At 48.3% G+C, this 20,113-nt stretch carries 18 protein-coding genes and 1 pseudogene; all 19 read left to right on the plus strand.

Annotation, left to right across the window (positions count from 1 at the left end; translation table 11 throughout):
* Positions 1-443 (plus strand): annotated as a pseudogene (locus tag DXD92_RS15800) (hypothetical protein); the annotation flags it as partial.
* Between the two features lie 161 nt (positions 444-604).
* Positions 605-1,540: a carbohydrate kinase family protein gene (locus DXD92_RS15805; RefSeq protein WP_117813569.1), complete on the plus strand. Its 936-nt coding sequence runs from the start codon at positions 605-607 to the stop codon at positions 1,538-1,540.
* A 12-nt stretch (positions 1,541-1,552) separates the two neighbouring features.
* The gene (locus DXD92_RS19400) at positions 1,553-2,677 is read left to right on the plus strand and encodes a non-canonical purine NTP pyrophosphatase (RefSeq protein WP_117509935.1); all 1,125 of its coding nucleotides are present in this window, start codon (positions 1,553-1,555) and stop codon (positions 2,675-2,677) included.
* An 85-nt stretch (positions 2,678-2,762) separates the two neighbouring features.
* Complete coding sequence (locus DXD92_RS15815; protein ID WP_055219194.1) at positions 2,763-3,314, plus strand: flavin reductase family protein; 552 nt, start codon at positions 2,763-2,765, stop codon at positions 3,312-3,314.
* Positions 3,315-3,454: 140 nt separating this feature from the next.
* A complete protein-coding gene (locus tag DXD92_RS15820; protein ID WP_022461550.1) occupies positions 3,455-3,772 on the plus strand; it encodes a PadR family transcriptional regulator in 318 nt (105 codons plus the stop codon).
* Positions 3,769-4,386, plus strand: coding sequence for a DUF1700 domain-containing protein (locus DXD92_RS15825; RefSeq protein ID WP_022461551.1), 618 nt, complete (start codon positions 3,769-3,771; stop codon positions 4,384-4,386). Before DXD92_RS15820 ends, DXD92_RS15825 begins: the two co-directional genes overlap by 4 nt.
* Complete coding sequence (locus DXD92_RS15830) at positions 4,383-5,312, plus strand: DUF4097 family beta strand repeat-containing protein (protein WP_117802618.1); 930 nt, start codon at positions 4,383-4,385, stop codon at positions 5,310-5,312. Before DXD92_RS15825 ends, DXD92_RS15830 begins: the two co-directional genes overlap by 4 nt.
* Positions 5,313-5,640: 328 nt before the next feature.
* Complete coding sequence (locus tag DXD92_RS15835; protein WP_117802617.1) at positions 5,641-6,618, plus strand: LacI family DNA-binding transcriptional regulator; 978 nt, start codon at positions 5,641-5,643, stop codon at positions 6,616-6,618.
* A gap of 602 nt (positions 6,619-7,220) precedes the next feature.
* Positions 7,221-8,162 carry an ABC transporter permease gene (locus tag DXD92_RS15850; RefSeq protein WP_022461554.1) on the plus strand — a complete coding sequence of 314 codons (942 nt, stop codon included), beginning with the start codon at positions 7,221-7,223 and terminating at the stop codon, positions 8,160-8,162.
* A gap of 19 nt (positions 8,163-8,181) precedes the next feature.
* The gene (locus tag DXD92_RS15855) at positions 8,182-9,093 is read left to right on the plus strand and encodes a carbohydrate ABC transporter permease (protein WP_082426161.1); all 912 of its coding nucleotides are present in this window, start codon (positions 8,182-8,184) and stop codon (positions 9,091-9,093) included.
* A gap of 124 nt (positions 9,094-9,217) precedes the next feature.
* Positions 9,218-11,029: an extracellular solute-binding protein gene (locus DXD92_RS15860; RefSeq protein ID WP_022461556.1), complete on the plus strand. Its 1,812-nt coding sequence runs from the start codon at positions 9,218-9,220 to the stop codon at positions 11,027-11,029.
* A 215-nt stretch (positions 11,030-11,244) separates the two neighbouring features.
* Entirely contained in the window at positions 11,245-12,642 is a 1,398-nt protein-coding gene (locus tag DXD92_RS15865; RefSeq protein ID WP_022461557.1) for a glycoside hydrolase family 32 protein, read from the plus strand.
* A gap of 150 nt (positions 12,643-12,792) precedes the next feature.
* Entirely contained in the window at positions 12,793-14,160 is a 1,368-nt protein-coding gene (locus DXD92_RS15870) for a glycoside hydrolase family 32 protein (protein WP_117802615.1), read from the plus strand.
* Positions 14,161-14,186: 26 nt separating this feature from the next.
* The gene (locus tag DXD92_RS15875) at positions 14,187-15,692 is read left to right on the plus strand and encodes a serine hydrolase domain-containing protein (RefSeq protein WP_022461559.1); all 1,506 of its coding nucleotides are present in this window, start codon (positions 14,187-14,189) and stop codon (positions 15,690-15,692) included.
* Positions 15,693-15,882: 190 nt separating this feature from the next.
* Positions 15,883-16,314: a helix-turn-helix domain-containing protein gene (locus tag DXD92_RS15880; RefSeq protein ID WP_117509927.1), complete on the plus strand. Its 432-nt coding sequence runs from the start codon at positions 15,883-15,885 to the stop codon at positions 16,312-16,314.
* Entirely contained in the window at positions 16,272-17,372 is a 1,101-nt protein-coding gene (locus DXD92_RS15885; RefSeq protein ID WP_118641004.1) for a hypothetical protein, read from the plus strand. The genes DXD92_RS15880 and DXD92_RS15885 overlap by 43 nt, the downstream gene beginning before the upstream one ends.
* Positions 17,373-17,514: 142 nt before the next feature.
* Complete coding sequence (locus DXD92_RS15890; protein WP_118641042.1) at positions 17,515-18,876, plus strand: MATE family efflux transporter; 1,362 nt, start codon at positions 17,515-17,517, stop codon at positions 18,874-18,876.
* Positions 18,873-19,655 (plus strand): threonine/serine exporter family protein, encoded by a 783-nt coding sequence (locus tag DXD92_RS15895; protein ID WP_117761737.1) that lies wholly within the window; start codon positions 18,873-18,875, stop codon positions 19,653-19,655. Before DXD92_RS15890 ends, DXD92_RS15895 begins: the two co-directional genes overlap by 4 nt.
* Positions 19,652-20,107 carry a threonine/serine exporter family protein gene (locus DXD92_RS15900; RefSeq protein ID WP_117761736.1) on the plus strand — a complete coding sequence of 152 codons (456 nt, stop codon included), beginning with the start codon at positions 19,652-19,654 and terminating at the stop codon, positions 20,105-20,107. Before DXD92_RS15895 ends, DXD92_RS15900 begins: the two co-directional genes overlap by 4 nt.
* Positions 20,108-20,113 lie beyond the last annotated feature (6 nt).

Here is a 20,113-nt window from a genome sequence, read left to right on the forward strand (position 1 = left end):
GTTTGTATGATGAGATTGAAGGCGTGGAGAACAGTATAGAAGAAGTCAAGAATCGCCTGCTGAATATTCAGCAACAGAAAATATCAGAAGAAAACGTCTATCAATTTCTTTTATATTTTGATAAACTATATGATAAGTTCACCGACCTGGAGAAGAAAGAATTTCTTAACAGCTTTGTAGAACAGGTGGACATTTATGAGCAGGAGCAGCCGGATGGCAGATTCCTGAAGCACATAAAGTTCCGCTTCCCGGTGTATTTTGGAGACAGGGAAATACAGGAACTTTGTTGGAACAACGAAAGTACCGTTGAGACGGTAGTCTTGATGTCAAAACAAAGAAATAAGGACCAGCTTCCAGGTCGAGACGGTGAAATCCGGCAACTCAACTCCCTGCGAGTGTATGGCCAATCAGAGGTCAGAGCGGATGGATTGTGTAGGAGTTGAGCGTTCTTCACTGTCTCAACTGTCGAGACAGTAGCAGAGAGCAGCAATGTAAAAGTGCCTTACATTATTTGGATGCTGAGAAGACAGAAATTTCGTGAAACAGACGAAGAGGCTTGTCTGAAAAAAGAAGGAATGAAAAAACAGGAGAGGAAAAAAGAAACATGGCAGTAAATAAAAATGGAATCGTAGTATTAGGAGCAGTTTTTGTGGATATCAAAGGTTTTCCAGAGGACATCTACGTCCCGGACGGCAGAAACGCCGGCCATGTCGAATACATCCACGGCGGTGTGAGCCGAAACGTGGTGGAGGATATCGCAAACCTGGAACTGCGCCCGACCTTCCTTGGAATCGCGGATAATACCGCACTCGGCGAGGATGTTGTGCGCAAACTGCAGCGCCACAAAGTCAATACCGAATACATGAAAGAAATCCCGAACGGCATGGGAACATGGCTTGCTGTCTTCGATCACAACGGTGACCTGGCGGGCTCCATTTCCCAGCGCCCGAACCTGATGCCGATTCTCGATATTCTGGAAGAAAACGGAGATGAAATTATCGAAAACTGCGATTCCATTGTGGCAGAGATCGATATGGACAAAGAGATCATCAAAAAGCTGGTACAGCTCTGTGAAAAATACGATAAAAAACTGTACGGCGTTGTCAGCAACATGAACATCGCAGTCAGCAGAAGAGATCTTCTGCAGAAATTTGACTGCCTGATCTGCAACCAGCTCGAGGCAGGCGTTCTCTTCTCCGATGATTACAGCGAAAAAACACCGGCCGAGATGGAAAAGATTCTCGCCGAGCGTCTGAAAGCGGCAAATGTTCCGGCCATGGTCGTAACAATGGGCGGCGACGGAGCGGTTTATGCGGAAGCAGACGGAGAGAGCGGCTTCTGCCCGGCGCAGAAAGTACAGGTAAAAGATACAACAGGAGCCGGTGATGCGTTCTGCGCAGGTGTTTCCGCCGGTCTGACCTATGGAAAAACGATTGGCAAGGCAGTTGAAATCGGTACGCGTCTTGCTGCATCCGTCATCACATCGTCGGAAAATGTCTGCCCGCGCTTCCGCCCGGAAGAGTTCGGCATCGAGGCATAGAAGGGGGCAGAAATGAAGTTACTGTACGGAACCGGCAACCCGGCAAAACTCGACGCGATGCGTCACCGCCTTGCCGGTCTTGGAATTGAGCTGATCGGGCTGAAAGATCTTGGCGGTGTTAAGCAGCCAGAGATTATCGAGGATGGAAAAACGCCGCTGGAAAATGCCAGGAAAAAGGTGGAGGCGTATTTCAACGCGCTTCATATGCCGGTGTTCTCCTGTGATTCCGGTCTGTATTTTGACAACGTGGCAGAGGACGACCAGCCCGGCGTCCATGTGCGGACCGTGAACGGAAAGTATCTGTCCGATGAAGAAATGACCGTGCATTACGCCGCCCTTGCAGAAAAGTACGGCGGCCTGACGGGACGCTACAAAAACGCAGTTTCGCTGATTCTTGATGCGGACCACCGCTATGACGCGATGGACCCGTCAATGGAGAGCGCTCCTTTCCGCATGGTCAGCACACCCCATCCGATGAGCAAAAAAGGCTTTCCGCTCGACCGTCTGTCGATCGATCTGCGGACCGGAAAATATTATTACGATCTGAATGAGCAAGAAGCCGCGCTCGATCAGCTTGCCGTGGAAGACGGTTTTCTGCAGTTTTTTGAGCGGGCAATGGAGGAATACCATAAAATGGAACGATATGAACTTCGAACCATCCGCCAGGACGAAATGGAACAGGGCGTTGCCATTGAGCTGGCGTGCTTTCCGCCGAATGAGGCGTGCTCCGAAAAGAGCATGCGCGAGCGGGTGCAGTACGCGCCGGAGCTGTTTCTGGCGGCAGTAGACAAAGAAACCGGAAAAATCGCCGGAACGCTGAACGGACTTGCAACAAACGAGACAAAATTCCGTGATGCCTTTTTCGATGAAATCAGTCTGTACGACCCGAAGGGAGAAAACGTCATGCTGCTGGGTCTCAGTGTCCTGCCGGAATACCGCGGCCAGGGAATCGCCCGCGCGCTGATGGAAGAGTACAGCCGCCGGGAACAGAAAAACGGAAGAAAACAGCTCATTCTGACCTGCCTGCAGGATAAGGTGGAGATGTACAAAAAGATGAATTTCCGCGACGAGGGAATCTCCGCATCCACCTGGGGCGGCGAGGAATGGCATGATATGACGAGAAAATTAAACGATTAAGAAAATTTGCAGAGAAAATCTCTTGTGTTAAAGTTTGCTGTAAGCGTTATAATAAAGAAAATCAAGCAAAACAGGAGGAACAACCATGAGCAGAGTAAATTTTGGAGCAAAACCAAACATGTATCCACTTCCGGTTCTGATTATTGCAACATATGACAAAGATGGCAACCCGGATGCCATGAATGCTGCATGGGGTGTAGTCACAGATTTCAATGAGATCTCCATCAGCATGGGCGACCACAAGACAACAGACAACCTTGCCGCAACCGGTGCCTTCACCGTCAGCATGGCAACCGAGGATACTGTTGTTGGCTGCGATTACGTCGGCATCGAGTCCGGCAGAAAAGTTCCGGATAAATTTGCACGCGCCGGTTTCCATGCAACGAAGAGCGAATTCGTCAACGCGCCGCTGATCGACGAGCTTCCGATGGCACTGGAGTGCAAAGTGAAAAGCTTTGACAACGGCATTCTGGTCGGCGAGATCGTGAACGTCTGCGCAGACGAGAGCGTTCTGACCGACGGAAAGATCGACCCGAAAAAACTGAAACCAATCGCCTTCGACCCGGTCAACAACACCTATCTCGCCATGGGCGACAAAGTCGGCGACGCATTCGGTTCCGGAAAAGCCCTGAAATAAACACAGATGATGACATGACAGCGGATATGTAAAAATTTTATATATTCCCCTTGACAAACCGCCTCCATAGTCTTATGATATGTATAAATTATATATATATAAATATTTTACATATCAGAAACTAACGGAGGTGGTTTTTTATGTATTTTCCGGTATCAGCACTGCTGATCGAATTTATGATCCTGTCGATTGTGAATCGGGAAGATTCTTATGGATATGAAATCAGCCAGACGATCAAACTGGTTGCAGACATCAAAGAGTCGACACTGTACCCGATCCTGAAAAAACTGGAAAAGGCGGGCTACGTGACGACGTATTCCGCAGAGTACCAGGGCAGAAAACGGAAGTATTATTCGATCACAGAAGCAGGAAAAACACAGATGGCGTACCTGCAGGGCGAATGGAAGTCCTATCGTGACACCATTGACAACATCATCGAGTGGAGGAAAAAAGAATGACGAGTGGGGAATATCTGAAACAATTGGAAAAGTATCTGAGGAAGCTTCCGCAGAGCGACTATGAAGATGCGATGGAATACTTCACCGAGTATTTTGCAGATGCCGGTCCGGAAAATGAGCAGGCCGTGATCAAAGAACTCGGAACACCGAAACAGGCAGCCGCCGAGCTGATGCGGAATCTTCTGGACAAAAAAGTAGATGAACGCGAGGCAATGGAAAAGGAAGAAAAACAGAAAGAGAAGAAAAAAACGACAGGCGCCAACGTCGTCTGGATCGCGATTCTCGCCCTGTTTGCAGCCCCGATCGGAGCCCCGATTCTGATCAGCATTCTCATCGTTCTGCTCTGCGCGGCCCTCTGTGCGGCACTGCTTGATATGAGCGTCTTTCTGATTGCAGTTGTCGGCGTGGCCGCCGGAATTAAGATGCTGCTGCGCGGCATTCTGGCAGTCTCGGTTTCCTTCGGCGGATTCTGCTTTATTACCGGAATGGGCGTTTTCATGTTGGGAATCAGTATTCTGTGCGCGGTGTTCGGCGTATACTTTGCAAAATGGATGGGACGGCTGTTTGTGTGGTGTACACGTAAGGTAACGAAAAAAGGAGGAAGCAGATCATGAAAAAATGGACAAAAACAGCATTACTGACAGGATGTGCCTGCTGTATTGCCGGTGCAGTGCTGATGTTCAGCGGATGGGCAAGCGGCGGAAAAGCATACGCGGAAACGTATGATCTGAATGCGATGAGCGGTTCTGCGAAGAAGGAAGACGGCATTTCCGCACAGGAAAAGATAAAACTTGATGATTTTGATGAACTGCAGGCAGACCTTACGATCGGCGACCTGAACATCCTTCCGTCCGGTGACGATTCCTGTTATCTCGCCTGGCGGATTCCGTCGAAAAAAGGAGAGACTGCAGTGGAATATCGCGTGCGGGACGGTGTTCTGAGCATCGAAGAGACAAGCGCAGTGTCCGATACGATTTACATTAATATTGATTTTACGGAAGAAATCTTAAGTGGCGGTAAACAGTCGGAAACAGGAGTGATTCTGTATGTACCGGAAAAGAAGGTACTGAAAAAAATAGAGGTAACGATGGGATTCGGTGATGTGCAGATGAATGGCATCCAGGCGGAAAGCGGAAGACTGCAAAATGCGGATGGAGATATCACACTTTTCGGATGTGACATGCAGAATATCAAATGCAAAGCAGATTACGGTGATGTGGAACTGAAGAGCGGAACGTGGGAGAATGGGTCGATCACGCTGGAGGATGGCGATGCGAAAATCCAAAATACGAAGCTTTCCGGAGACGTGTCGGTGGAAAACTCCTACGGCGATATTGAACTTGAACTGGGTAAAAAAGATCTGGAACGGCTGGAAATTACGGCAAAGACAGATTTTGGGGAGATCGATGTACCGGATACCATGGAGAATCTGATGCAGAAAGAGGAGGACGAGCAGAGCTTTTCTTATGTACCGGATCAGGCTGCGGGCAGAATCACACTGATGACAAAGGATGGTGATATCTCGTTGGAAAACGATTAAGCGTTTGTGACTGTTCAGGGGCATATGAAATTCCAGAAAAATCGCAAAGCATGCCCGCATGAATGAGCGTTTTTGGAAAATAAGACAAAAGTGACAAAAACACAGGAGGCTGTTTGGATGGTTTCACCAGAAAAAGGGAAATGATCCAAACAGTCGCTTGTTTTTTGTACTTAAATTTTCAGCTTTTAACTTGATTTGTAGATTGAGGTGCTTTAAAATAAAAGTAATAAAGCGTTGTGGAACGGGCTCCACAGACCGGCAGCGGGGGAAAAGCCGGAACGAATCAGTAGAAAACAGCCCAGTGTCAGAAGAGGAGTTAGGAGAAACTATGGCAAGTATTAGAGATGTCGCGATCAAAGCGGGAGTGGGAATCGGAACGGTATCCCGTGCACTCAATGGGAGCGGGTATATTTCCGATGAAACAAAACAGAAGATTATGCAGGCGGTGGAGGAGCTGAACTACAAACCGAACGAACTCGCCCAGAACCTGTTCCACAACAAGTCCGGTTTTATCGGAATTGTTGTTACGAATCTTTCACACCCATTCATGGCATCTCTGGTCAAGCATGTCGAGAACAATCTGTACACAAATGGCTACAAGTGCATGCTCTGCGAGGTTGGGGACAACCCGAACCGCATCGAGGAATTTGTGGAAATGTTGCAGCGAAATGTCATGGACGGCATTATCTGCTGTGCGGATATTCCGTCTTCTGTCAGTCTGGCGGAAATTCACCGTCCGATTGTCATGATTGACCGCTACGTCACAGAGGGGATTCCGTGTATACATTCCGACCATAAGCGCGGCGGTGAGCTTGCGGCACAGGCACTTTTGAGCGCCGGATGTAAGAACGTGATCTATTTTACATCGAATGCAACAGAGCGCGGTTACTCGATGGACCGTTACCGACGGTTTGCAGAAGTCTGCAAACAGCATAAATGTAAAGTTACAGCGATTGATGCCGGAAGCAAAAATCCGAATTTTCAGACCGGCTCGATGATCTGGAAAAAATATATCAGCCACTTTGATGGAATTGATGGACTTTTTACAGCCGATGTCACAGCGGCTGTGTGCATGAAGATGCTGCAGAAAAAAGGAATCAAGATTCCGAAAAAACTGAAGGTGGTCGGCTACGACGGCCTGGATTTTACCCGCTTTTTGACACCGGAGCTGACAACGGTTCGTCAGAATGTGCCGGAAATTGCCAAGCGGAGCGTAGATACGGTCATCCGTATGATTGACGGAAAGAAGATTGAGGAAATGGAACAGATTGTGGATGTGACCTTCCGAAAAGGGGAAAGTATCTGAAAATAACGAAACAGGGAAGCACTGAAGTTTGGATTATTTTCCGGGAATGCAATAAAACAGAAGAAGAACAGATATCAGAGACACTCGATCTGAAAAGAAAGGGTGTCTCTTTTTGTGAGCTTTTTTAACCGAATCAAGCAAGTCCCCTGCTTCTATTGCGTGAAGCAATAAGCAGTGGGTTGGGACTTGCTTGTATCAGGAGGAGTGTAAGCTCCTTCTGATAAACTGCGCAAAAAGGCGTGAAAACGTTACAGAAATAGTTGCAATTGTCGAAAAAATAGTGAAAAACAGAAAAGTGGAACATATGGAACAAAAAAATGCATGGAACAGCGGAACATGTGGAACAGTGGAATGCGAGGAAAAAGAAAATTAGTGTGGATTTCATGAAAAACAGGGTGCATATTGCACAAAAAAACGAAAATGAAATTGTGAAAATGTTGAAAATGACGAAAAAATATTGGAATATCGTTGACATTAGAAGAACTGCGTACTATGATACAGATATGGAACAGGTTCCACAATACAAAGTGCCGAAACGGAAACGATGCAAATGTGGAACGAAAAGCGGTTGGTAAAGCTTTTAGAGAAATAAGGAGGGAACTATGAAGAAAAAAACGTCATCGCCGAAAACGGCAGAAAGTGGAAAATTGAAAAAAGCGCTCTCGTGCTGGCAGCTGTACATCCTGCTGATTCCTGCACTGATCTGGCTGATCGTTTTTGCTTACTATCCAATGTACGGCCTGATCATCGCCTTTAAAGATTTTAAAGGCCGCATGGGAATCATGGGAAGTCCGTGGGCAGATCCGATCTTCAAGTATTTCAAGATGTTCTTCAGTACCAGTATTGCCATGACGGCAATCAAGAACACGATCGTCATCAGTCTGGAGAGCCTGATCATCGGATTCCCGATTCCGGTTATCTTCGCACTCTTACTGAACCAGGTACAGAGAAGCGGACCGAGACGAATCATCCAGACCATCTCCTACGCACCGTACTTTATGTCAAACGTAGTTGTAGTCAGCCTGATTTCCGTACTGTTTTCCGCAAACGGTCTTGTAAACCACGCAGTTATGGGAGCCGGCGGAAAAGCAATCATGTTCACCAGCCTTCCGGAGTACTTCCGCAAACTCTTCATCGGAAGTAACATCTGGCAGACGATGGGATTCAACGCCATCATCTTCATCGCAGCACTGACCGCAATCAGCCCGGAATATTACGAAGCAGCAACGATGGATGGTGCTTCCAGATTTCAGAAGATCCTTTACATTGATTTACCTCTGATTATGCCGACCATCATCCTGATGCTGATCCTTCAGGTAGGTAACATTATGAACGTGGGATATGAGAAAGCTTATCTGATGCAGAACGGTACCAACACAACCGTCAGTGAGATCATTTCGACATACGTATACAAAGTAGGTCTCCAGACCGCACAGTACAGTTTTGCGACAGCCGTTGGCTTATTTAACTCCGTTGTAAACTTCATTATTCTGGTTATCACAAACGCAGTTGCAAAGAAGACCAGCGATATCAGTATTTTCTAAGAGTCAGGGGGCTTGAAAAATGGCAAATAATAACACTGTGAAAAAGAAAAAAGTAAAAATGAGTACGGGAGACAAGGTCTTTACCGTGATCAATACCGTCATCATGATCCTTGTCTGTATTGCAATTGTATATCCTCTGTATTACGTGCTTCTGGCATCTGTTACAGACCCGGTTGTTGTAAGCTCCGGTAAAATTCTTCTCTATCCGGAAGCGTGGTACACCAACGGATATGAAACCACACTGAAATACCAGCCGCTCTGGACCGGCTATGCAAACACCATCAAATATACCGTATTAGGAACGCTGATTTCCCTGGTCTGCACCATTCCGGCCGGCTATGCACTTTCCAGATACGATATGGTAGGAAGAAAACCGATTATGTTCCTGTTCACCTTCACGATGTTCTTCAGCGGCGGTATGATTCCGATGTACTTAACCGTACAGCAGCTGCACATCTACAACACAACATGGGCTATGGTCCTTCCGGTAGCAGTGTCCGCTTACAACCTGATCGTATGCCGCTCCTTCTTTGAAAGTGGTATTCCGGTCGAGCTTCTCGAAGCAGCAAAAATCGACGGCTGCAGCGATTTTGGATTCTTCTTCAAAATTGCAATTCCGCTGTCGAAAACGATCATCGCAGTTATGTGTCTGTTCTATGCAACCGCAATGTGGAACCAGTTCTTCAACGCACTGATGTTCCTGCAGGATGACAGCAAGATGCCTCTTCAGGTCGTTCTTCGAAACTTGGTACTGATGAACCAGTCCAACCAGATGGGAAGTAGTGCTTCTGAGATGGTAACAAAACAGAAACTGGCTGAGCAGTTAAAATACTGTGTCGTAGTTGTTTCCGCATTCCCGCTTCTGTGCGTATATCCTTTCCTGCAGAAATACTTCGCAAAAGGTGTTACGATCGGTGCAGTCAAGGGCTGATGCAGAACAGAAAATTTATTGTTGCAGAATTCATGGATATAGCAGACATGGTTTATGTGTAGGAATACAAAAATACTAACGTATTTCACTGCCGGAAAAGGCAGCAAAATAAAGGAGGAACAATATGAAGAAAAAAATCGTATCCGTATTACTGGCAAGCCTTATGGTAACCAGCATGCTCGCAGGCTGTGGAAACAGCTCCGGCAGCTCAAGCAGCTCCGGTGCAGGAAGCACAGGAGGAGACACCACCTCTGCATCCGGTACAGAAGCAGGTGACACAGGTCTCACAGCAGAAGAGCAGGAAGCAGTAGATGAGGGAATCATCCAGCTCGACGGTACCCTTCCGATCATCAAAGATCCGGCAAAATTCGAAGAGAAATACGGAAAAATTTCCGCTCTGATCGTAAACTCTGCAGACAGAACTGTAGAAGTAGGCGACCTGGCTATGTGCCAGAAATGGTTCGAGGACACAGGAGTAGAGTTTGACTGGCAGCCGATCCCGCAGGAGAGCGCAACAGAGAAAATCAATCTGATGCTTTCTTCCGGACAGGATCTTCCGGATGTATTCTGGAACTTCGGCGATGGTAAATCCGGAAACACCGTAGTTCAGTACGCAGACCAGGATGTATTCCTTCCGACCGAAGGCCTGATCGAAGAGTATATGCCGAACCTGAAAGCATTCCTCGATGACAATGAGCAGTATCAGCTTGAGATCACCGCTCCGAACGGCCATAAATATGGATTCCCGTACGTAGAGGAAATGAAAGGTCTTGTATTAACACCTGGACCATTCGTGATCAACAAAACATGGCTGGATAAAGTAGGCAAAGAAGTGCCGACAACCGTAGACGAGTGGGTAGACTGCCTGAAAGCAATCCGCGACGGCGGCGATCTGAACGGAAACGGCGAAGACGATGAAATCCCGATGGCAACCTGGTTCGGCGCAACCGATACCTTTGGTTCCTACAACCTGTTCTATCGTTTCACAGGTGCATTCGGATGCGCTGACTCCTACTGCGGAGGAAACTCCTATGCGGATCACTTAAGAATGGTTGACGGAAAAGTTACGTTCACTGCAACAGACGAAGCATTCAAGAAAACAGCAGAATTTTTCAACATGCTGTATGAAGAAGGACTGATCTGGAACGGTTCCTTCGAGGCAGATGAAAGTATGTCATTCAAATCTTCTCTGATCAAAGAGAATGTTGCAAAGATCGGTTCCTTCGGTGTTTGGGGCGATCAGGAAATTACAAACCAGGAAGTACATGATCAGTACGTAGCAGTTCCGAGACTGCAGGGCGAAGACGGTATGACCGGTTTCGAGTGCAACTACTCTGAGCTGCAGGATTCTTCCGATACAGCAATCACAACGACCTGCAAATTCCCGCACGTTGTTGCAAGATTTGTAGATTACATGGTAGGCGATCCGGAAATCTCTGTTACATCTAACTGGGGCGCAATCGGATACAACTATGAGAAAGACGAAGACGGCGTTCTTCGTACACCGCTCGATGAAAACGGAAACTACAAACCTCTGAATCCGGAATATAAGAACTTTGGTGAGGCTCGTGTAAACTCCACAACCTGCCGTGGTTCTATGATCGTTCAGAACGAGTACTATGACACCGTTTGCGGCTACACCTTCGATGCTGTAAAACTTCTCGAGATGCAGAAAGAAAACGGTAAAGATGACATCATGGAAGAGTATGACACCATTCCGCGTGTTCTGATGACCCAGGAAGAGATTCAGCGTCTGGCACAGATTCAGCCGACCGTCTCCGATATCGTTGACCGTTACATCACTACATGGGTAACCGGCGGCGTTGATGATGCAAGCTGGGAGTCCTATAAGACAGAGCTTGAGGGCGCTGGTTTGAGCGAACTGGTTGAGATTTACCAGGGCGCAGTAGATCGAGCAGCTTCTGCAGCAAACTAAAAATCGGGCGAAAAGCGATTACGAAAAAACAGTAACGTAAACGATTTGCAATTAATGTTCTATAACTAAAGAAATTCCAAATGTGGCCATGTTGTATCCCATATAACATGGCCATATTTAAAAAGAAGATTATTTCGTTCTTATTTCTTTTTTGTTGAAGTTCCAAATGGAAAAAGATAAAATAGGAAAAGAGAGAACAGGAAAAGAGGGATCCTATGAGTAAACAGGGAAAAAGAGATTTTAGACCGAACATTCATTTTACACCGGAGAAAAACTGGAACAACGATCCGAACGGACTGATTTATATCGATGGTATCTGGCATCTGTATTATCAGCATAACCCAAATGACGTTGTATGGGGACCGATGCACTGGGGTCATGCAGTATCGAAAGACCTGATTCACTGGGAGCATCTGCCGGTCGCCCTGTACCCGGATGAGATCGGAACGATGTACTCCGGAAGTATGGCATACGATGAAAATAACACCAGCGGATTTGCGAAATACGGTGAGAAACCGATGGTGGCTGTCTACACGGCGCACAATATGGAAACGGGCCTGGAGCAGCAGTGTATTGCATACAGCCTGGATCAGGGAAAGCATTTTGAAAAATATTATGGCAACCCGGTGATCGAAAACCCGGGCACACCGGATTTCCGTGATCCACGCGTCTTCTGGAATGACAAAAAGGACTGCTGGAGCCTTGTTCTGGCATCCGGCGACCACGCAGAGTTTTACGCATCCCAGGATTTGAAAAACTGGAAGAAAACAGGCGAGTTCGGTGTCGGTGTCAATAAAGTGCCGACTGTATGGGAATGCACCGATCTGATCCGTGCTAAAACAGGAAATGAATTTGACGGATTCAAATGGATTCTGATAGTCAGCATGATACATCCGGGAACCGAAGGCCGTGCCAATATACAGTATTTCGTCGGTGATTTTGACGGAGATACCTTCCAGTGCACCGAGATCACAGACGAGCCGCTGTGGATTGATTTCGGATTCGACAATTATGCCGGTGTAACGTATGGAAACTACGACCGTCCGGTTTACCTTGGATGGGGCGTTAATCCGCTCTACGCGAACTTTGTTCCGACCGGTGAGTATTCCGGTCTGATGACACTGCCAAGAGAACTTTCACTTTGTGAGACCGAGGAGGGCTACCGCCTGAAAACAAAACCGTTCGGGATCGATGAGTACCGTGCGGGTGCCTTCCCGATCGGAAATCAGAAGCCGCTGCTGACCGAGAGCTTTGGACTTCTCGTGCAGGGCAATTTCGGAAGAATTGCGCTGAAAAACAGCAGAGGTGAGGAAGTAGTCATCGAGGTAACGGTGGACAGCATCACGGTGGACCGCTCTAAGAGCGGCGACCTTAGTTACTTTGATGATGTAGATCCGAAGCTCTTCAAAAAAGAGGATCTGCTGGTATCTACAACAAAACGTTACATGCGCGGAAATGTCAACATGGAGATTATTTTTGACGTTTCCTATCTGGAGATTTATGCAGATGGTGGTCTGGAGACCGCTTCCGTATGCGTTTACCCGGATGCTCCGTATCAGGTGGTTTCCACAGACGGAGATCTGGAAGTGAAAATGTACACTATTAAAAAATAGGGGATGGAACATTTATAAACGGTAACGATGCAGCATGGCAGAATCGAGATGGGACTCTGAAGCGTTACTATAAATAAAAACGACGGATGTCTGCAAAGCCGATGGAAGTGGTTTTGCAGACCGTTGTTTATCTTGGGAGGTTTTACAAAAATGATGAAAAAAAGAGATTACAGACCGAAAATTCACTTTTCACCGGAAGAAGGCTGGATGAACGACCCGAATGGCATGGTTTATGTAGATGGCGTGTACCACTTCTTTTATCAGAAGTACCCGTATGATACCAGCTGGGGACCGATGCACTGGGGGCATGCAACATCCCGCGACCTGATTCACTGGGAGCATCAGCCAATCGCACTTTATCCGGATGAACTTGGATTTATCTTTTCGGGAAGTGCTGTGTATGATACGCAGAATTCTTCTGAGTATGGTACCAATGAAAATCCGCCAATCATTGCTATTTATACCAGCCATCACAAGGACGGTTTGGAACAGCAGAGTATTGCATACAGCAATGATAAGGGCCGGCATTTTGAAAAGTCATATCTGAATCCGGTCATCAAAAACCCGGGAATTTCCGATTTCCGTGACCCGAAAGCGTTCTGGAATCCGGTCAGAAGATGCTGGAGTCTTGTTCTTGCAGCGCAGGACCGTGTCTTCTTCTACGCATCCCAGGATATGAAAAACTGGGAGAAAACTGGAGAATTCGGACCGGAAGGAAACCATGTGAAGGGTGTATGGGAATGCCCGGATCTGTTCCCGATTGAGTATAAAGGAAAAAATGTATGGGTTCTCGTTGTCAGCATGACGAAAGCTTCCGAAGATGACCACTGCAAAATGCAGTATTTCCTGGGTGATTTCGATGGAGAAAAATTCCTCTGCACCTATCCATCCGATGAGCCAAGATGGCTGGATGAAGGCTTCGACAACTATGCAGCCGTTACATTCCAGAATGCGAAAGATGTTCTGCTGATGGGATGGGGTATGAACTGGCAGTATGCAGCGCAGACTCCGACAGAAGGGTACTGTGGACAGGCAACTCTGGCAAGAAAACTGTCCCTGACAGAAGTAGATGGTGCTCTGACCCTTGCGGCTGCTCCGGCCGGACTGGAAAAATTCCGCCACAGCAGCTATCCGATCGAGAATCACACAACGATCCGCACAGAGACCTTTGGACTGAAGGTTTCCGGAAAAGGAGATGCGAAAATCTGTCTGAAAAACTCAGTGGGACAGAAATTGAAGATTTATGTAACTGACACCAAAATCACGGTTGACCGTACCATGGCGGGCTACAAAGAATTCAGTGAGCACTTCATGACGGAAAAATATTCCATCAGCACCGCAGCGAGAAAGAAAGACGGAGCATGGAATCTGGAGCTTGTTTTTGATGTTTCCATTCTGGAACTGTTTGCTGAGGACGGCGTAGATGCTATTTCTACAGTGGTTTATCCGGAGACACCGTACGACCGTATAAGCTGGAAGGGTGATCTTTCTGTTGAACTTTACGAAATTGATGCATAAGGGCTGCGAGAAAGGGGAAAAGCAAAATGGGATACTTTAAAGATGTGACACCGGAATCAGCTGGAATCAGCTCCAAAGGAATTTTGAATTTTCTCGACCGAATCGAAGAGAACCAGATTGAGCTGCACAGCTTTATGGTGATCCGCCATGGACAGTGTGCAGCGAAGGGCTGGTGGAAGCCGTATGATGAAAAATTTCGTCATCCACTGTATTCGTTCAGCAAATCGTTGACAGCAACGGCGATTGGTTTTGCAGAGCAGGAGGGAATCTTATCGCTGGATGAGAAAATTGTCGATATCTTTCCGGACCTGCTGCCGGAAAATCCATCCGAAAATCTCAAAAAAATCACGCTGCATCACCTGTTGATTATGGGTTGTGGTCACGAGACGGAGATTATGGACAATTCCGAAAACTGGATTTCTACCTTTCTTCATCATCCAGTGCTCCATGAGCCGGGAACGTTTTATAAATACAATACAGCCGGAACTAACATGCTGGCTGCCGTTCTGAGGAAAAAAACGGGACAGAACGTCACAGAGTTTCTGAAATCCCGTCTGCTGGAGCCGCTTGGCATCACATCCCTTACCTGTGCGCTGCTCGGAGACGGAACGGAGCTCGGTGGAGGCGGTATGAAGATGGTGACGGAGGATATGGCAAAATTCACGTATTTTCTGTCCAGACAGGGCGAGTGGGAAGGAAAACAGCTGCTTCGAAAAGAATGGTTTGAACGCGCCTGCCGCAAACAGATTGAGACGGAGGGCGATTCGGAAGGCCACGTAAAAGACTGGGCGCAGGGCTACGGCTATCAGTGCTGGATGTGCCGTTATCCGGGCTCCTTCCGCGCAGATGGTGCGTACGGTCAGTTCGGCGTTGTGTTCCCGGATCTCGATCTGATTGTGATTCTGACAACAGCAACTGAGCAGACACAGGAGGAACTGAGCGCACTGCAGGAGGAACTGATCCCGTATGTGAAGAAAGAGGCAGGAGAGCTGCCACCGTCCCCACTTGCCGGTGCAGTAAAAGAGCGTACCGCAGATCTGGCTCTGCCGCCGCGCAGAGGAACGAGAAATCCGTTTATGGAAGAGAAGGTAAGCAAGCATGTTTATGTATCTGCCCCGCTGATGGGGAACCAGCAGCTGCCGGATTCCGCAGAAATTCTGATCGGCGGAAGCGGTCTGTTTTCGCTGGAGACAAGTCCGATTCAGGAGATGCGATTCTCCTTTGGCAGCGATAAGATGTACTGGAAAGTACAAGAAGGCGGGAAAGAAAAGGAATTTGTCCTCTCCATGCGCCGGGATTTTGCCTATAGTGAAGCGGATGGCCATATTTATGCTGGTTCTGCTGCATGGCGTACGCTAAATACGCTCGAGATGGAGATTCGGCGGATGGACGGTTTGAGTGGTGGCCGCATGATCGTCAGATTCCAGAAGGAAAATCTTCTGCTGGAGGCAGAGGATACGCTGATTAGTGTCGGTGGACTCGGTATTTCACCACGTCAGGCACTGACTGTATTTGGAATAAAAAAAGATTAAACAGGTCGAAAGAGAGAAAAACCGGCGGAATTTTCCGTCGGTTTTTCCATAACAGTGTGAAAATCCTGTAAAAAAAAGAAAAACGATATGCAAAGCCGAACGGAAGAATTGCCAAGTCTCTCTGAACATGGTAAACTTTTACCTATATTGGAAAAGAATCGACACAAAATATTGAGATACAGGAGGCTCTATGTCAGTTTTTTCAGATTTATTATCCGAATATATCACCATGAAGGATGTCGGGGTTTACCCGCTTTCACAGTTCTGCGGACTCGATCGTTCTTTCATGTATAAGATCATCAATGGAAAACGAAATCCGTCCGGAGAGGATGTTGTGCGGAAGATGGCGCAGTTCATGCAGCTGACGCCACGGGAAAAAACAGATTTCATGGATGCATTTTACATTACCCAGATGGGTGAAGAGGTTTATTACCGGCGCAAATCGGTCGGAGAACTGATTGAAACGTTCAGCCACCGCGAGGGGAAAAAGGAATATATCTTCCATGAGGCGGAGATTGCAAAACTGGAATTGAACGGGGGGGGGGTAGCGGAGAGATTCCCCTTCGGGGCACAGTGCATGTGCGGCATGCAATTTTGCAGCTGTTTTTCGGTGAAGCTGTAAAAGAAGACGGAAAAATTTCCGTTCTGGTCCAGCCGGACTTCGATTTTGCCATGGAACTTCTGCAGGTATTCGGGGAACAGAACCCGAATTTGACGATTCAACATCTGTTCTGCATGAACAACAACGAGAAGATGGTTTCGATGCGGAAAAATTACAACCTGAGTTGTCTGCAGAAAATTCTCCCGATCTGTGCCTGCGGCTGCGATTACCGTGCGCGGTACTACTACGACAATGTGACGGCACGGCTGAATGAGTTCCGCCTTTTCCCGTACCTCATCCTGACGGAGCACTGTGCGCTTGCTTTCAGCGCCGATTACCAGAATGCACTTTTGTTCCGGGAGGAGACGACGCTGCGGATGATGCGCGAGATGTTTGAAGGCTATTTCAAACAGTCGGAGCCGTTGTTTGAACGTCTTGACACGGTACAGTCCCAGCTTGGCTATACGGAAACACTGATTCGTCACTTTATCGCATCAGATTCCCCGCGGTATTTCTTCCAGAGAATGCCGTGTCTTTCCGGCCTTCTGACAGCAGAAATGCTGGAGCGCCATCTCGTAAAAGAAATGCCGGGGCGTGAGCAGATGATACGGGCGGTTGCACAGTACGCAAAGGTGATGCAGACACAGGTACTGGATAAAAAAACGACGATGTTTTTTTCAGAGGATGGCATCAAAAGTTTCCTGGAAACGGGGCGCGTGGATGAGTATCCAAAAGAATGCTATTCTCCGCTGGACTTTGACGAGCGTATCGCCCTGATCCGCCGCTTTCTGGCGCTGCGGGATCGCGCGAATCTTCGTATGATCCGGGAAACGAAAGAGAGAGCAGAGCATGCGCTGAATATTTCGGTCAATGCAAACGAGGGCTATCTTCTGTTCCAGACGCGGACAGAGCGGCTGATTTACCTCAGCATCCGGGAACCGAGCATTCTTATGGCATTCTACGATTACCTGGAATCCATGAAACCGGAAGAACTCTGCACGGAAGAGGAGATGCTGGGACGTGTCGAAGCCATTCTGTATGAATTTGTGGCTTGTCATTCCAGAGAAGGTTCGATATAATAGAAAAAAGGATATTTCCAAACCGGTCATCTCGGGTGAGTTCCGGTGTGTGTCTGCTGAAAAGAAGGCTGGACACACACCGGGCGGAAACCTGTGGATGACCGGTTTTGACTGTACGAAAAAGAAATGGGGGTTTTTACGAATGAGTGCAGAAAGTAAGACAAGAATGACGGAGGGCAGCATTTCGAAAAAGATGATTCTGTTTGCGATTCCGCTGTTTCTTGGCAATCTGTTCCAGCAGTTGTACAACACGGCTGACTCACTGATTGTAGGAAATTTTCTGGGAAGCAATGCGCTGGCAGCGGTCAGCTCTTCGGGCAATCTGATCTTTCTGATGGTTGGTTTTATTAACGGTATCGCAATGGGCGCCGGTGTCGTGATTGCAAGGTATTACGGAGCGAAAAACCGGGAAGATCTGCAGAAAGCGATCCATACGACCGTGGCGTTCGGCCTGGCGGCCGGTGCAGCGCTGACTGTGCTTGGCATGTATCTGGCGCCGAAAATCCTTGTGCTGATGGGAACACCGTCCGATGTCCTGCCGCAGTCCGTCGAATATTTCCGTACCTATTTTGCAGGATCTCTTGGTTTTATCATGTATAACATTTTCGTCGGCATCCTGCAGTCCGTTGGCGACAGCCGTCACCCGCTGATCTATCTGATCGTATCGTCGTGCATCAATGTTGTGCTCGACCTGCTTTTTATCGGAGGGCTTGGCATGGGGGTCGGTGCGGCGGCGCTTGCAACGGTCATTTCCCAGTTCACAAGCGCGATTCTCTGCATGATCCATCTGCTGCGGACGAAGGAAGAGTATCGTCTTCATATCCGCAAAATCCGTTTCGACGGCCGGGCGCTTGGCGAGATTATCCGCAACGGTGTGCCGTCCGGTTTCCAGAACTCGGTTATTTCGATCGCAAACGTTTTCGTGCAGACGAACATCAATGCATTCGGGAAAATGGCGATGGCAGGCTGCGGTTCATATGCAAAAATCGAGGGTTTTGCATTCCTTCCGGTTACATGCTTTACGATGGCATTAACGACGTTTGTCAGCCAGAATCTCGGTGCAAAACAGTATGACCGGGCGAAAAAAGGAGCGCGGTTTGGCATTCTCTGTTCCATTACCATCGCCGAGCTGATCGGGTTTGTGATCTATGCGGCCGCACCGACTTTGATTGCGGCGTTTAACAGCGATCCGGCCGTTGTCCATTACGGCGTGATGCAGGCGAGAACGATTGCACTGTTTTATTTTCTGCTGGCGTTTTCTCATTGCATCGCGGCTGTGCTCCGCGGTTCCGGGCACGCCGCGGTTCCCATGGTTGTCATGCTCTGCGTCTGGTGCCTGTTCCGCGTCAGCTACATTACCGTGACGGTCCGGCTGATCCCGGATATCCGCGTGATTTTCTGGGCTTACCCGCTGACCTGGAGTATCAGTTCTGTCATTTTCCTGTATCTGTTTTTGAAAGGAAAATGGGTATACGGTTTTGAAAAAGGAGGAAAACAAAGATGAACGCAGAATCGACGAGAGAAGCGCTTGATGTGGCATCGCTGGCGGGAGACATCCTGCTGGCGAGCGGTGCGGAAATCTTCCGTGTGGAGGAGACGATCGACCGCATTGCGCGGGCGTATGGCGTTGACTCCAGCGATGCGTTTGTGTTGAGCAGTGGTATTTTTCTGACAGCTGAGAGCGGAAAAAAGCAGGAATTTGCCCGCGTGCGTCACATTCCGCTGTCGGCGGCGCGGCTCGACAAGGTAACGGCAGTCAACCAGCTCTCCCGCGAAATCGAGGAGGGGCTGCACGCGCCGAAGGAGGCGAAGGCCTGGCTGCTCGACATTCAGCGGATGCCGGACAAACCAAGATGGCACCAGGTACTTGCATCCGGTGTCGGAAGCGCGTGCTTCTGTTTTCTGTTCGGCGGCGATGTGGTGGACAGCATGGTAGCATTTCTGTCGGGCTTTGTTCTGTACTTCTATCTGCTGTACCTGCTGCGCGGCAGAATGTCAAAAATTGCGACGAATATTTCCGGCGGCGCGCTTGTCACACTGATTGCCGTTTTTCTGTATCAGGCGGGGATCGGCCATCATCTGGACAAGGTCATCATCGGTTCGATTATTCCGCTGGTGCCCGGTGTCAATTTCACGAACGCCATCCGTGATATTGCGGATCAGGACTACATCGCGGGTTCCGTGCGGATGCTCGATGCGCTGCTTGTGACATTCTGTATTGCGCTCGGCGTCGGACTGATTATCACAGGATATCATCAACTGGCGGGAGGGCTGCAGCTATGAGTGATACCATTCGTTTAATTGCGGAATTTTTTGCAGCCTGCGTCGGAACGATTGCGTTTGCGCTGCTGTTCCAGGTGCCGCGGAAATACTACCTGTACTGCGGACTGGCAGGTGCCTGCGGCTGGATCTGCTATAAACTGATCCTCCCGCATACGACAGAGCCGGTGTCCATCTTTTTTGCAACGGTGCTCGTCATCCTTCTGTCGCGCAGCTTTGCGGTGTACAAGCGCTGTCCGGTAACGGTATTTCTGATTGCGGGTATTTTCCCGCTGGTGCCGGGAAGCGGCATCTACTGGACTGCTTTTTACGTGGTAACCAATGATCTGGAGCGCGCCGGTGCAAGAGGATTTCTGACACTGAAGGATGCAGTTGCGATTGTGCTTGGCATTCTCTTTGTTTTTGAGTTTCCGCAGAGCTGGTTCCGTAAGGTGTTGACAGACAAAAGCAAATAACCTATT

The organism is Blautia sp. TM10-2 (genome assembly GCF_003480845.1).
Classification (GTDB): domain Bacteria; phylum Bacillota; class Clostridia; order Lachnospirales; family Lachnospiraceae; genus Fusicatenibacter; species Fusicatenibacter saccharivorans.